9 protein-coding genes are annotated in these 14063 nt (G+C 71.9%); 5 read left to right on the plus strand and 4 right to left on the minus strand.

Annotated features, from left to right (window positions below; all coding sequences use genetic code 11):
• On the minus strand, window positions 1-665 hold a 665-nt coding region (locus ABZU32_RS40360; protein ID WP_354931930.1), incomplete at its 3' end, for an arabinofuranosidase catalytic domain-containing protein.
• Between the two features lie 857 nt (window positions 666-1522).
• Here ABZU32_RS40360 and ABZU32_RS40365 point away from each other — a divergent pair.
• A complete protein-coding gene (locus ABZU32_RS40365) occupies window positions 1523-3259 on the plus strand; it encodes an ABC transporter ATP-binding protein (RefSeq protein ID WP_354931933.1) in 1737 nt (578 codons plus the stop codon).
• A 164-nt stretch (window positions 3260-3423) separates the two neighbouring features.
• On the opposite strand, the gene ABZU32_RS40370 is transcribed toward ABZU32_RS40365, so the two are convergent.
• On the minus strand, window positions 3424-4902 hold the full coding sequence (locus tag ABZU32_RS40370; RefSeq protein WP_354931935.1) for a hypothetical protein: 1479 nt from the start codon (window positions 4900-4902) through the stop codon (window positions 3424-3426).
• A 279-nt stretch (window positions 4903-5181) separates the two neighbouring features.
• On the opposite strand from ABZU32_RS40370, the gene ABZU32_RS40375 reads away from it, so the two are divergent.
• A complete protein-coding gene (locus ABZU32_RS40375; RefSeq protein ID WP_354931938.1) occupies window positions 5182-6684 on the plus strand; it encodes a helicase HerA-like domain-containing protein in 1503 nt (500 codons plus the stop codon).
• A gap of 67 nt (window positions 6685-6751) precedes the next feature.
• On the opposite strand, the gene ABZU32_RS40380 is transcribed toward ABZU32_RS40375, so the two are convergent.
• Window positions 6752-7936, minus strand: coding sequence for a serine hydrolase domain-containing protein (locus tag ABZU32_RS40380; protein WP_354931941.1), 1185 nt, complete (start codon window positions 7934-7936; stop codon window positions 6752-6754).
• A gap of 377 nt (window positions 7937-8313) precedes the next feature.
• On the opposite strand from ABZU32_RS40380, the gene ABZU32_RS40385 reads away from it, so the two are divergent.
• Window positions 8314-9381: a LacI family DNA-binding transcriptional regulator gene (locus ABZU32_RS40385; protein ID WP_354931944.1), complete on the plus strand. Its 1068-nt coding sequence runs from the start codon at window positions 8314-8316 to the stop codon at window positions 9379-9381.
• 38 nt (window positions 9382-9419) lie between these two features.
• Window positions 9420-11492 (plus strand): alpha-galactosidase, encoded by a 2073-nt coding sequence (locus ABZU32_RS40390; protein ID WP_354931947.1) that lies wholly within the window; start codon window positions 9420-9422, stop codon window positions 11490-11492.
• A gap of 92 nt (window positions 11493-11584) precedes the next feature.
• Here the strand turns inward: ABZU32_RS40390 and ABZU32_RS40395 are convergent, their stop codons facing one another.
• On the minus strand, window positions 11585-12787 hold the full coding sequence (locus ABZU32_RS40395) for a hypothetical protein (protein WP_354931950.1): 1203 nt from the start codon (window positions 12785-12787) through the stop codon (window positions 11585-11587).
• Between the two features lie 287 nt (window positions 12788-13074).
• On the opposite strand from ABZU32_RS40395, the gene ABZU32_RS40400 reads away from it, so the two are divergent.
• On the plus strand, window positions 13075-13917 hold the full coding sequence (locus tag ABZU32_RS40400) for an SAM-dependent methyltransferase (protein ID WP_354931953.1): 843 nt from the start codon (window positions 13075-13077) through the stop codon (window positions 13915-13917).
• Window positions 13918-14063 lie beyond the last annotated feature (146 nt).

Raw genomic sequence — 14063 nt, forward strand, 5'->3', positions numbered from 1 at the left:
AAGTAGATGGCCTCCATCGTGCCGTTGCCGTTGTCGCGGCTGTTGGTCTCGGCGTTGCCGTAGTCGAAACAGCAACCACCGTTGTAGTGCGTCCCATCGAAGATCGCGTACATGCCCTCCGGCTGGTCCCCCTTGGCCACACCGTTGGTGTTGTTGTTGCGGTAGCCGGTGCCCGGGGCCACGTACACGCCGTAGGCCTTGTGCCCGCCCACCATGACCGGCGCCGCCGTCGCGTTGGCCAGGTTGTCGTACCCGCCGGCGGCCGGGCCGGAGAACCCGCCGGGAGGCGCCTGGGTCAGCCGGTTGTTACGACCCGACTGGTCGTAGATGATGCTGATGAGGCACGTCGCATTGGCGCAGAACGAATCCTGCGCGGCGGCGTCGGCGACCCCGCCCGCGCTGAGCACGCCGATGTCCCGGGTGGCGTTGTCGGACGTGCGGCGCACCTGGTACAGCGGGCCGTTGTAGGCCCCGTACAGGGCTCGGGTGGTGCTGTGCGCGGCGACGCACGGCGTGCCGCCCGCGGCGTAGATATCACACGCCTGCGAGGTGGCGGCCTGCGACGGCGCGGAGACGCCGGACAGCAGGCCGGCGGCGAGCGCGATCACCGCGCCCGCGGACAGCAGTGCCTTTTTGAGATGCCGGAATCCGGACCGGACGACCATGTTCGTACCTCTGCGTTTCCTTGGGCCGCGAATGCCGGAGATTTCGGGCAAGGGACGCCGGCCGAAAGGCGTGAGCGGTCACCGCGGGACCATACGCGGGACGATATGCCCGTTGACCTGCGGCATCGCGACAGGGATAGAATGGGGGGTGTGTTGTTAGCGCTAACATCCCTGCGGGTTATACGGCCTCCGGAGATGTGGTGCATATGGGGGTGACCGGCTCACTATGAACCGGCGCCGTCAGTTACGTCAAGGTTTCACCGGAGTTATGAAATGAGTTTCACGCCCCAAGGGACCCGTAGGTCGATCTTCGGGCCTCGTTCCGCGAGGCAGGGCCCGGACGGCCGGGCCGGCTCTCGGGCGGCCTGCGTGCGGACCGCGTGGAAGGCGATGGGGTCGCGGCGGTCACGTGACCGGCTCTGACCGACCGGCCGCATCGACCACCGACGGATGATCACCGGAAGGCGCCGGGCGGTCCGGGCTGGGGCCTCAACCCCCTCCTGCGTCGCCGCGCGCCGCGCGAACCCTTCGCCGGGCCTGTCAAGCCTGGCCTGTCAAGCCGGGCCGGCCACAGAGGCGCCCACATAAATCCATATAGGCCAATAATCCACCCCCGATCCGGCGAGACGGCCACTCGCTGACGCACCGCCATGAACTGGGCATCTTCCTTCTTCCCGGCCGCCGATCCGGGAAAATTCGTTCGCCCCGGCCGCCCATCCTGCGTCAGCATGGCCTCAGGCGGTGCGTATTCAGAAGGGCTGGCGGCTGTGCTCGGAGCGTTCAAATCCCCCGGAGAAGAACCGTCCACCCGAAGGTCGGCCGTTCTGCTGGTGCTTCGGTACTACAGCGGGCAGTTGATGACTCAGTGGAAGATCGCGGTCCCCGCGTTGGTCCTGCCGGCACTGGGCAACGTGAGCCTGTTCTACCTGGCACCGCTCGCGGTGGCCGGCATCGTGGGACGCCTGGCCGAGGGCGGCGGGGACGGCACCATCGGCGTGCTCGTGCCGTACGTGCTCGGCTTCGGCGCGCTGCTCCTGCTGGGCGAGGTGCTGTGGCGGGTGGGCCTGCACTTCCTGAACCGCACCGACGCCCGGGGCATCGAGCGGCTCGGCGTGATCGGCATGGACGAGCTGCTGGCCAAGGACTCCACGTTCTTCCACGACAACTTCGCCGGCTCGCTCACCAAACGGGTGCTGAGCTTCTCCGGCGGGTTCGAGGGCTTCGCCGACACTCTGGCCTTCTCGATCGTCGCCAAGGTGGTGCCGCTGGCGTTCGCCTCGGTGGTGCTGTGGCGGTACCACCCGCTGCTGGTCTTCGTGCTGCTCGGCCTCATCCTCTTCACCGGCTTCGTCGTCGCCCCGCTCATCGGCCGTCGCCAGAGACTGGTGGACCAGCGCGAGGCCGCCAAGGTGCGGGTGTCCGGGCACGTCGCCGACGTGCTGGCCAACATGGAGACCGTCCGCGCGTTCGCCGCCGAGCGCCGCGAGGCCGCGGAGCACCGGGCCCGGGTCGCCGAGCAGCGCAGGCTGTCGCTCCGTTCCTGGGACTACGGCAACCTGCGGGTGGACACCGTCGTGGCGCCGCTGTCGGTGCTCACCAGCACCGTCGGCCTGCTCCTCGCCGTCGCCCTGCGCGGCGGCCTGGGCGTGGAGGCGGTCGTGGTGACCTTCAGCTACTACTCCAACTCCATCAGCCTCATGTTCGAGTTCAACCAGATCTACCGGCGCATGGAGAGCGTGCTCACCGAGTCCGCCCAGTTCACCGAGCTCCTGCTCACGCCGCCGGGCGTGGTCGATCCCGACGACCCGCAGCCTCTGCGCCCGGCCGACGCCAGTGTCCGGTTCGAGCGGGTGGTGTTCGCCCACGCCGGCAATCCCCTGCTGTTCGACGGCCTCGACCTGCACATCCCCAGCGGCACCAAGATCGGCCTGGTCGGCCGCTCGGGCGGCGGCAAGACCACGCTCACCCGGCTGCTGCTCCGCCTGGTGGACATCGAGGGCGGCCGCATCCTGATCGGCGGCCAGGACATCAGCCGGCTCCGCCAGGCCGACCTGCGCGGCCTGATCGCCTATGTCCCGCAGGAGCCCGCGATGTTCCACCGGTCGCTGCGCGACAACATCGCCTTCGCCCGGCCGGACGCGACCGAGGCCGAGATCCAGCGGGCCGCGCGGGCGGCGCACGTCACGGAGTTCGCCGAGGCCCTGCCGGACGGCTTCGACACCCTGGTCGGCGAGCGGGGCGTCAAGCTCTCCGGCGGCCAGCGGCAGCGCGTCGCGCTCGCCCGCGCGATCCTGCGCGACGCGCCGATCCTGCTGCTCGACGAGGCCACCAGCGCGCTGGACTCCGAGAGCGAGATCCTCGTCCAGGAGGCCCTGTGGGACCTCATGCGCGACCGCACCGCCCTGGTGGTCGCCCACCGGCTGAGCACCGTGGTCCGCATGGACCGGCTCATCGTCCTGGACCAGGGCCGCGTGGTGGAACAGGGCGACCACCGCGAGCTCCTCCAGGCCCAGGGGCCGTACGCCAGCCTGTGGCACCACCAGTCCGGCGGCTTCCTGGCCGAGGAGGAGCCCTCGGACGCCGTCCCCCGCTGACGCGAGGCGTGGCGCGCGGGGGCCGTACCTCCACACCGCCGGCGCAGGAGCGGGGGGCGGCCACTCCGCACCGTCCCCAGGTGCGGAGTGGCGCGCCGGGGCGACCGCTCAGCGCCGTCCCCGGGTGCGGAGTAGTGCGCGGGGCGGCCGCTCGGCGCCGTCCGCTATCGCGGGCCGGTGTCCCCTGCCGGTCTCCGGCCTAGGGCCGCCCGCATTGCGATCACCGTGTAGGCCACCAGCACGGCGAGCCCGGCCCACCACGGGAGCGGGTAGTACCCGGCCGACGGCGCGTAGTGCGCGGTCACCTGCGGATGCTCCGCCACCGTCTGCTGCACGGCGAACGCCGCGGCCGGGGTGAGCCGCAGCAGCCACTCCGCGACCGCGTCGGGCAGCAGCGGGACCGCCGTGACGGCGTAGGGCAGCGCGACCAGCGACAGCCCGATCACGATCGCCGCCCAACCGCGGCGCAGCCACACCCCGAGCCCGTACGCGAGCACGGCGCACAGCGCGAGCACCGCGGCGAGGCCGGCGACCACCTGGATGCCGGTGTCCGTCGGCACCGGCACCGGGACGCCTTTGCCCCGCAGGATCGCCGTGCCCGCCGGGAAGGCGACGCCGACGCCGACCAGGCCGGTGAGGAAGGCGGCCGCCGCCGCGAGGGCCGCCCGGGCGGCGCGCACCCGCCGGGACACCCCCTCGCGGCCCGTGCGGGCGCCGAAGCGCGCCGCGACCACCAGCACGATGATCAGTGCGACGACCAGGCCGGACAGGACGGACATAGGCGCCCCCTCCTCGCGCGCCGGCCCTATGTCGCCGGTGCCGGAGACCGTGATGACGCCGTCCTTCTCCACCGCTCCGGATGCGTTGTGGTACTTCTCCCAGTCGGTGTGGTTCATCCCGCCGACGGCGTCGCTGTGCCAGGCGCCGGGGGCGCCGCCCTGGACGGCGACGTGGTCGAAGACGCCGACGGCCTGGGTGAAGCGGACCTCCTCGACCGCGCCGCCGAGGCCCACCGGGCGCAGCGTGAGGTCGCCCGGCGAGGTGGCGAACAGCCCGACCTGCACGGTGTCCGGCAGCCCGTCGAGCCTCGCCGTCGCGACGGTGCGCCACTTCGCGCCGTCCGCGGACTCGGCGCCGCTTATGGTGTCGCCCGAGCGGGTCAGGCGCAACCAGCGCGGCGACCGCTCCGACACGCCGCCGGCGCCGCCGGCGACGTCGTGCTCGTAGTCGTACTGGAAGCGCACGCCGTGGCTCCCTGTCATCAGCAGCGCCGCGTACGGCGAGCCCTGCCGCAGGCCGTCCTTGACGATGATCCCGGCCTTGGCCCACGGCACCAGACCGGGCACGATCTGGTCGTGGTCCGGCGGCGGATAGGTGATCGTCCCGGTCATCGACGTCATCCGCACCGTGATGGCGCCCTCGCGGCCGAGGTCGCGGTGCAGGAACCACAACCGGTCGGCGACGAGGGAACCGTCGCGGGCGATGGGAACGGCCGGGCAGGGGCCCGCGCAGGAGACCTGGACGCCGGAGGCGGACAGCAGGGCCAGCGCGATGACGGCGAGCGTCGCGGCGGCCAAGGCGATCAGGCGTCCGGGGCGGCGGAACGCGGCCCACTCCCGCCGGAGAAGTTCGGTGGTCGGCATGCGCCGGTTCTACAGATCGGCGCGTAACACCGCCGGAACCGGCGCCGTCATGCGTTTGTCACCCGCCGGACGATCACCGCGCGGCCTGCGTCCGCCCCTGCGGGAGGCGAGGACACCGACGCGGGCCGGACGCCCACGCCCGCGGTGGCCTCGGCCCGATCACCGGCCGAGTGCGGCCATGCCGTGCTCAGGCGAACGCGGGCCCCAGGGATGGGTACCACCATGGTGGGGAGCTGCCCGGCGCGTCGCCCGGGCGGCGGAAAGCGATCGGGGGGTCTGATGAAGGGGTACGACCTTCAGGGACCGGCACTGGAACTCGGGGCCCTGGTGCGCGAGGACGGCGCCGCCGACGCCGCCGAGCGCATCCGGATCTCCCTGAGCATGCTGAACCGGCACGGACTGGTGGCCGGGGCCACGGGAACGGGGAAGACCAAGACGCTCCAGCTCATGGCGGAGCAGCTTTCGGCCCAGGGGGTTCCGGTCTTCCTCGCCGACGTCAAGGGCGACCTGTCGGGGCTGGCATCGCCGGGCACGGCCTCCGGGCGCCTCACCGCGCGTGCCGCCGAGGTGGGGCAGAGCTGGCGGCCGGCGGCGTGTCCGGTGGAGTTCCTCTCGCTGGGCGGCCTGGGCTCCGGTGTGCCGATCCGCGGCACCATGACGGCCTTCGGGCCGACCCTGCTCGCCAAGGTCCTCGGCCTCAACGAGACGCAGGAGTCGTCCCTCGGGCTGATCTTCTACTTCGCCGACAAGAACGGCATGCCCCTGCTGGACCTCAAGGACCTGATCGCGGTCATCCGGTACCTGACCGCCACTCCGGAGGCGTTGAGCGGGATCGGCGGGCTGTCGGCGACGACGGCGGGCGTCATCCTGCGCGCGCTGACCAACTTCGAGGCGCAGGGGGCCGAGGCGTTCTTCGGCGAGCCGGAGTTCGACGTGCGCGACCTGCTCCGGGTGAAGGGGGACGGCCACGGGGTGGTCTCGGTGCTCGAACTGCCCGCCGTGCAAGATCGGCCACAGCTGTTCTCCACCTTCCTGATGTGGTTGCTCGCCGACCTGTTCCACGTGCTCCCCGAGGTGGGCGACGTCGACCGGCCGAAGCTGGTGTTCTTCTTCGACGAGGCGCACCTGCTGTTCGACGGCGCGTCCAAGGCGTTCCTGCGGTCGATCACCCAGACGGTGCGGCTGATCCGGTCCAAGGGCGTGGGAGTGTTCTTCGTGACCCAGTCGCCGCAGGACGTCCCGGGCGACGTGCTGGGCCAGCTCGGCGCGCGGGTGCAGCACGCCCTGCGCGCCTTCACCCCGCAGGACGCCAAGGCGCTCAAGGCCACCGTGTCGACCTTCCCCGCCTCCTCCTACGACCTGGAACGGCTGCTCACCGGGCTCGGCATCGGGGAGGCCGTCGTCACGGTCCTGTCGGAGACCGGCGCGCCGACCCCCGTGGCCTGGACGCGCCTGCGCGCTCCCGAGACCCTCATGGCGCCGTCGAGCCCTGAGGTGGTCCAGCAGGTCATCGCCGCCTCGCCGCTCCGGGAGAAGTACGGCACGGCGCTCGACCGCCGGTCGGCCTACGAGATCCTGTCGGCGAAGCTGGACGCCGGGACCGCGGCGCCGTCCGGTCCCGAGGCCCCGCGTGAGCCGGACAAGGAGCGGGAGCGGCGGTCGGTCTTCGAGAACGTGCTGGAGTCCAAGGAGTTCCGCTCAATGGCCCGCTCGGCCGCCTCCGCTCTCGGCCGCGAGATCACCAGATCCATCTTCGGCACCGCCCGCCGCACCCGCCGCTGAGCGGAAAGGCCGGAGCGCGCCCGCCGCGTCGGGATCCGGCGGGCGCGCTCCGAAGGCGTGGCCGCGCTCAGTCGCACTCCGTGGGCGTGAGGGCCATCGTGGCGAGATGGCGGGCGATGCCGTTGGTGTCGGTGTCCTGCACGTTGCTGAGCACGACCACCGCGATGTCGTCATCGGGCAGGTACATGTTGCTCGCCGCGTAGCCCTGGAGCAGACCCGGGTGGTACCGGAGCCGGTGGCCCTCCAGCCGGTCGACGAGCCAGCCGAAGGCGTACGCGCTCGACGGCAGGTTGAGGCAGCCGTCGGCGGGGCACCGCGCCTGGGGCGTGAAAGCCTGCCTGACGGTAGCGGGCGGCGCGATCTTGTACGCGCCGAACGCCCTGTCCCAGCGGACCAGGTCGTCGACGGTGGAGTAGATGCCCGTCGCGGAGAACGCCTCAGAGCCGCTGATCGGCGGGGCCGGCGAGCCGAGCGTGAAGTAGCCCTTGGCGTATCCGTCGGGTGGATTTCCCCTGCTGTATCCGGTGTCGCGGAGTTTCAGCGGGGCGGTGACCTGGTCGCGCAGGACGGTGCCGTACGGCTCGCCGGTCACGTTCTGGATGATCGCCCCGGCCAGGATGTAGCCGGAATTGCTGTACTCCCAGCTCGTGCCGGGCTTGAAGTCCAAAGGCTCGTGCAGGAACCGCTTGATGAGTCTTCTGGTCGTGGTCGGTTCCGAGAGCTTGGCATAGAAGTCCGGCAGCAGCTGGATGTCGGGGATGCCGGAGGTGTGGGTGAGGATCTCGCGGATCGTGATGCGCCGCCACGCCTTCGGGCAGGCATTGATGTAATCCGGGATGAGGTAGGGGCAGACATGGTCGTCGAGACCGAGCAGCCCCTGGTTGCGCAGCTTCAGCACGATCATCGAGGTGAACTGCTTGGTTACCGAGGCGATGCGGAAGACCGTACCCGGCACGTTCGGGATGTGCTGTTCCTCGTCGGCCTCGCCGGCGGCGAAACGCACCATCACCTCGCCATCTCGCACGACCAGCGCCGAGCCGGTGAACTGCTGCTTCGCGGCCAGGCCCTCCAGGTACGCCTGCATCTCCCCGACGACTTGGTCATCGCGCGCCATCGCCGGGGTGACCAGCGGCCCCGATCTCCGGCCGGCCTCGCGATCGCTCCCGAGGCGCCCCGCGACGGAGCTCTGCGAAGACGCGGCGCCGACCGGCGGGGCCACACCCATGACCGCACCGGTGATCGCCCCACTCATCACAACAAAGCGGACCACATTTGACCACTTGACCATATTTCCCCCTTTAAATGAACGCCCCTGCCCCGTGATTCCCCACTCACCGAGCCAGGCGAGCGAGCCCACTGAGCACACCCGCCCGCCGCGCTCGCCTGAAACTGTTTTCTCCCCCACTCCACTCCCGGACACCTCTCACCATCACTTCCTTTCCTCACCTCTCCGCCCAGCCCTCGAATGCCTCCGAATCACCGACCAACAGGGCTGTAAGTGATTAATTATGAAAGCGGGGTGTTCACTCACTCACGCGCTATTTCCAGACTCGGCCGGATGACGTCGCCGGGCCGTGGCGCAGCGAATCGCCACCGGGGCCGACACGGCCATCAAGTAGGCTTTGGCCCATGGGGGTTACCGGTCACATGCCAGCGCGGGACGCTCCTCGCGGCCGGTCCGCGAGCATCTGGGACGTCGCCAGGGCGGCCGGTGTCTCCCAGCAGACCGTCTCCCGGGTCATCAACGGCAAGACCCGGGTCAGTGAGGAGACCCGCGCCAGGGTCCAGCAGGTCATCGCAGAACTCGGCTACCGGCCCAACCGGCTGGCCCAGGCGCTGGCCGGCGGGCCGGTCCGCTCGGTCACCGTGCTGACCTCCGACACCGCCCTTTACGGCGCCGCCGCCACGCTGCGCGGCATGGAGGAGGCGGCCAGGACGGCCGGCTTCTCGGTGGGCATCAGCGTGCTCGACCGCGACTCCCCCCAGAGCGACATCGCCCTGCGGCTGAGCCGGCCCGGCGAGCCGGTCATGGTCATCGCCTTCGACGACGCCGGCCGGCGCGCGCTCCACGCGCTGCCGCCGGACGTCCCGGTGACCGCCGCCGTCGAACGCCGCGCCGACGACGACATCGATGACATCGACGACTCCGGCGGCGGCCCCTGGCAGGTCTGGCTGGACGACCGGGCGGCGGCCGCGCACGCCACCCGCTACCTGCTCGGCCTCGGGCACCGATGCGTCCACTACGTGGCCATCCCCTCCTCCACCAGCCCGCTCCCCCAGCGCACCCGCGGCTGGCAGGACGCCCTGCGTGGCGCGGGGCGTCCCCTTCCCGAGCCGCTGCAGGGCGGCTGGACCCCGCGCTCGGGCTTCCTCGCGGTGCGCTCGCTGCTGACCGACCGTTCGGTGACCGCGATCCTGTGCGGCAACGACGACCTCGCCCTCGGCGTCATGCGCGCCGCGCGCGAGGCCGGCCGCGACATCCCCGGCGACCTCAGCGTCGTCGGCTTCGACGACTCTCCGCCCTCGGCCTACCTCAACCCTTCGCTCACCACCGTCCGGCTCGACTTCGAGGCACTCGGCCGCGCCTGCTTCGCCCTGCTGCACCACAGGCTGGCGCCGCGGACCGCCCTCGCCGTCCCCCCGTGGAGCGAGCCCGAGCTCATCGTCCGCGAAAGCAGCGGCCCCGCGCCCGCCTGATCCGCGGAACGCGCGAGGAACGTCATCGAAAGGCCGAGATGATCCACCACGATGCCGAACGACGCCTGTGGGTGCTGTCGGGACCGTCCTGCTCCTATGTCGTGCGTCTCGACGACGCCGACAGACCGCGGGTGCTGCACTGGGGACGCCGGCTCACCGCCGAGCAGGCGGCCTCGCTGCTGCCGCCCGAGCCGCCGTTCCGACCCGTGGAGGACTCCGCCGAGGGCACCTGCGACCTGGCCGCGGCCGGCGGCCTGAGCTACGGGGACGCGGGCCTGCGGGTGCGATTCGCCGACGGCACGCGCGACCTGGAGCTCGTCCACACCGGACACCACCGAACCGATCGTGAGCTGGTGCTGGCGTACGCCGACCGTCACTACCCGCTCGCCGTCGAGTGCCACTACCGCCTGTACGACGACAGCGACGTCATCGAACGCCACCTGGTCGTGCGCAACGCGGGCGAGCCGGTCACCGTCGTGCGGGCCGACTCGGCCACCTGGGTGCTCCCCCGCCTCAACGACTACCGGCTCAGCTCCGTGCGCGGCCAGTGGGGCGCGGAGACCCGCCTGCACCGGGCCGCCCTGCCGTACGGCGAGACCGTGCTGACCAGCCGACGAGGGGTGACCAGCCACCAGGCCAATCCCTGGGCGATGGTCGACGACGGCACGGCGGGCGAGGAGCACGGCGCCGTCTACTCCTGCGCGCTGGCCTGGAGCGGGAGCTGGCGGCTGACCGCCCAGCGGCTGCCGGCCGAGCGGGTGACGTTGTCGGCCGGCGCGGGCCACGACCCGGTGACCTTCGAGCTCGGGACCGGTGAGGAGCTGGTCACGCCGGTGTGCGCAGGCCTGTACGCCGAGGGAGGCTTCGGCGCCGCCGGCCGCGCGTGGCACGACCACCAGCTCCGGCACGTCCTGCCGCATCCGGGCGAGACCCGGCCCGTGCTCTACAACTCCTGGGAGGCCACGGGCTTCGAGGTCTCGCTGGAAGGCCAGACCCGGCTCGCCGAACTGGCCGCCCGCATGGGCGTGGAGCTGTTCGTGATGGACGACGGCTGGTTCGGCGCCCGCACCCACGACGCCGCCGGGCTCGGCGACTGGCGTCCCAACCCGCGCCGCTTCCCCGACGGGCTCGCTCCGCTGATCGACCGGGTGCACGAGCTCGGCATGCGGTTCGGCCTGTGGGTGGAGCCGGAGATGGTCAACCCCGACAGCGACCTGTACCGCGCCCACCCCGACTGGGTCGTCCACCGGCCGCACCGCACCCGGACCGAGCACCGCAACCAGCTCGTGCTCGACCTCAGCAGGCCGCAGGTCGCCGACTGGCTGTACCGGACCCTGGACGAGCTGCTCGCCAAGAACGACATCGACTTCCTGAAGTGGGACATGAACCGCCCCTTCACCGAGGCCGGTCCGGACGAGCGGCTGTGGACCGGCCACGTCCACGCCCTGTACGACGTCCTCGACCGGCTCCGGGCCGGGCATCCCCATGTTCGGGTCGAGTCGTGCAGCAGCGGCGGCGGCCGGGTGGACCTCGGCATCCTGCGGCGTACGGACCAGGTGTGGACCTCCGACAACACCGACGCCCTGGACCGGCTGGAGATCCAGCACGGCTTCTCCCAGCTCTACCCGGCGCGCGTCATGGGCGCGTGGGTCACCGACAGCCCCAATCCCTACACGGGACGGGAGGTCCCGCTCGACTTCCGCTTCCATGTCGCGATGGCCGGCGTGCTCGGCGTCGGCGGCACCCTGACCGACTGGAGCGAAGCGGAGCTGGCACGGGCCGCCGAGCTCGTCGCGGCCTACAAGCGGATCCGCCCGATCGTGCAGCACGGCCGCCAGTACCGCCTGCTGCCGCCGGACGGCGAGCTGTCGGCCGTGCAGTACCTCGCCCGCGACGGCGCGCAGGTCGCCTTCCTCGCCTTCCGGCGGGCCCGTCGCTTCGGCCACGCGGAGCCGGGCATCCCGCTGCGCGACCTGGACCCGGGGGCCCGCTACCGGGACGCGGCCACCGGCCGGATCCACCACGGCGCCGTGCTGCTGAGCCACGGCCTGTTCCCGGACCTGGCTCCCGGGGACTACGCCAGCGCCATGGTCCACCTGATCCGCGAATAACACCCACACGCGGGCGGGCCGCCGGCGCCCGTGAGGGTGCTCCTCGGCCTCGCGCGTACCGCTCGGCGCGGACCCGGTCTCGGGGGGGCGGCTCACGCCGGGGTGAGGACCAGCCGGTAGGCGCCGGTGGCGTCCTGGCCGGCGATCGTGATGGTGACGCCGCCGTGGGCGAGGGTGCGGGCGCCGGACCACAGCCGGGTCGCCCCGGCCACGTTCGCCGTGCGCCCCGAGCCCGGGACGGACTCGAGCGTGGCGGTGACCGAGCGGCCCAGGCCGCCGATGCCGTCCACCCGGATCGAGGAGTCGCCCGACCGGCCCGCGAAGACCAGGCTGAAGGTGCGCCCGGCCGCGTCGTAGGCGGCCACGCCGTCGTTGGAGGCGGCCGGGGTGACCTTCACGATGTTCCCGGTCTGGTCGGCGTACCACTTGTACATCCAGTACGACGCCGTCGGCCGGCCGTCGTGCAGCAGCCCGTTGAGCGTGCCCGGCTCGTACCAGAACGCCCGCTGTGCGTCGCGCACGCCCTCCCGCTCGAACTGCGCCACGTAGTGGTTCACGCTGGCGGGCACGTCGATCTCACCGGTCGCGGCGTACTCGTTGATCGAGATGGGCCGCGGCGCGATGCCGAGCTCGCGCTCCAGCGCCCGGTAGGCCCGGACGTCGCCGGTGACCCGCTCCCACCCGTTCAGTTCGTGCCAGGACACCACCTGAGGCAGGGCGCCGGCCGCCTTGGCGGCGGTCAGGAAGGACCGCATCCAGTCGAGGTCCCACCGCGAGAAGCTCGGGCCCATGATCGCCTGGTTCGGCGCGCTGCGCCGGATCCGCCGGTAGGTGCGGACCCATCCCTCCTCGAAGGGGACGCCCGCCTCCGAGGGCCAGGTCCAGTCCGGCTCGTTCCACGGCTCCCAGGCGTCGATGCCGGCGACTCCCGCGGACGTCGCCGCGGCGATCATCTCGTCGATCCGGCCGTACCAGTCGTCCCAGCTCGTCCAGCAGTACGGGAAGCCGTCGAAGCTGTCGGCCATGTCGACGGTGATCGCGGCGCCGATGGCCTCGGCGCTGGCCGCGATGACCAGCGTGTCGCCGACCGGGACCGGAGAGCCGTTCGGCCGGTGCTGGTGCAGCGGCGGCGGCTGCCGGAGCCGGTGGAGCCTCAGCGGCCTCATGATCGACACCGGCGGGGTGCTCGCGTCGGAGAGCCCGTACAGGGTGCCCGACCCTACCCGGGTGACCGGACGCACGACGGTGCCCGCGTCCACGACCAGAGTGCCGTCCTCTCCGGCCGTGCCGTTCATCTCCGCTTCGCCCGTCCGTCGCCGGCCGAGAAGGCGGGTGGCCCGTGCATGCTGTCCTCCTGGGGTGGGGGCCGTGTCACGCACGTCGTGCGGCGTCGGCGGCCGCCGGTCTCGCGTCACAGGAAGCCGGGCGCCGGACGGCGAGGCCGGGTGACCGCCCGGGGCCGGCGCATCACGTGGTTTTCGTGGCGTTCTCTGAGTGTGATCGCTAACATGACGGTCTAAGGCGGTATTCGCCCCATGTCAAGCCCAACTTCCCCCAGCGCCGCATGACGACAGGAGCAGGAATGCCGGACCTGACGGCCCCCACGCCGGCCGAGCATGCCCTCAAGCGGATCAACACCGCGGTCGCGCACCCTGCCCGCATCTACGACTACTTGCTCGGCGGCAAGGACAACTACGCGGCCGACCGCGAGGCGGCCGAGAACCTCGTCAAGGTCTCGCCCGGCACGCGCGAGGGCGTGCGCGCCCACCGCGCCTTCCTGCGCCGCACGGTGCGCCACCTCGCCGCGGAGGCGGGCATCTCGCAGTTCATCGACATCGGGGCCGGCATTCCCACCCAGGGCAACACTCATCAGATCGCGCAGGAGTCCGATCCCGACGCGCGCGTGGTCTACGTGGACAACGACCCGATCGTGCTGATCCACGGCCGCGCCCTGATGACCGGCAGCCCGACCGGGGTCACCAAGGTGATCGAGGCCGACCTGCGGCAGCCCGAGGCGATCCTCTCCCACCCCGACGTGACGAGCGTGATCGATTTCGACCGTCCGGTGGCCGTCATCCTGGCGGGCGTCCTGCACTTCGTCACCGACGAGGAAAGCCCGTACGAAACGGTCGAACGGTACAAGGCCGCCGTGTGCCCGGGGAGCCGCCTGCTGCTGTCGCACATCACGCTCGACTTCGCGCCCCACGTGCGGCAGGAGGAGTTCACCAAGCCCTACGACAAGAGCACCGCGCCGATGGTGCCGCGCACCCACGCCGATGTGCTGCGGTTCTTCCAGGGCTGGGACCTGGTCGACCCCGGCCTGGTGGAGGTGGTGCGGTGGCGGCCGGACCAGAGCGAGCGGCACGACCACATCCCGGGCGGCGGCCACGCCTGGGCCTACGGCGGCGTCGCGACCAAGCCCTGAAGCCGGCCGCCCGTGCCCGGCGGTGGGGGGGGGCAGGGGTGGGGGGCCCCCCGCCGGGCCCCCCCCCCGCGCCCAGCTGGCCGCCGCCGTGGGTGTGGGGGCCGCCGCCCCGCGCCCGCACACCGCCGGGGTACACCTTCGTCACG

It is taken from the genome of Sphaerisporangium sp. NPDC005288 (genome assembly GCF_040607475.1).
GTDB lineage: Bacteria > Actinomycetota > Actinomycetes > Streptosporangiales > Streptosporangiaceae > Sphaerisporangium > Sphaerisporangium rhizosphaerae.

What these genes read in the sequence shown, in the direction of transcription:
- ABZU32_RS40390 (WP_354931947.1), top strand. Translation starts at nt 9,420, where the DNA reads ATGATCCACCACGATGCCGAACGACGCCTGTGGGTGCTGTCGGGACCG.
- ABZU32_RS40370 (WP_354931935.1), bottom strand. Translation starts at nt 4,902, where the DNA reads ATGCCGACCACCGAACTTCTCCGGCGGGAGTGGGCCGCGTTCCGCCGC.
- ABZU32_RS40365 (WP_354931933.1), top strand. Translation starts at nt 1,523, where the DNA reads ATGACTCAGTGGAAGATCGCGGTCCCCGCGTTGGTCCTGCCGGCACTG.
- ABZU32_RS40375 (WP_354931938.1), top strand. Translation starts at nt 5,182, where the DNA reads ATGAAGGGGTACGACCTTCAGGGACCGGCACTGGAACTCGGGGCCCTG.
- ABZU32_RS40400 (WP_354931953.1), top strand. Translation starts at nt 13,075, where the DNA reads ATGCCGGACCTGACGGCCCCCACGCCGGCCGAGCATGCCCTCAAGCGG.
- ABZU32_RS40395 (WP_354931950.1), bottom strand. Translation starts at nt 12,787, where the DNA reads ATGAACGGCACGGCCGGAGAGGACGGCACTCTGGTCGTGGACGCGGGC.
- ABZU32_RS40380 (WP_354931941.1), bottom strand. Translation starts at nt 7,936, where the DNA reads ATGAGTGGGGCGATCACCGGTGCGGTCATGGGTGTGGCCCCGCCGGTC.
- ABZU32_RS40385 (WP_354931944.1), top strand. Translation starts at nt 8,314, where the DNA reads ATGGGGGTTACCGGTCACATGCCAGCGCGGGACGCTCCTCGCGGCCGG.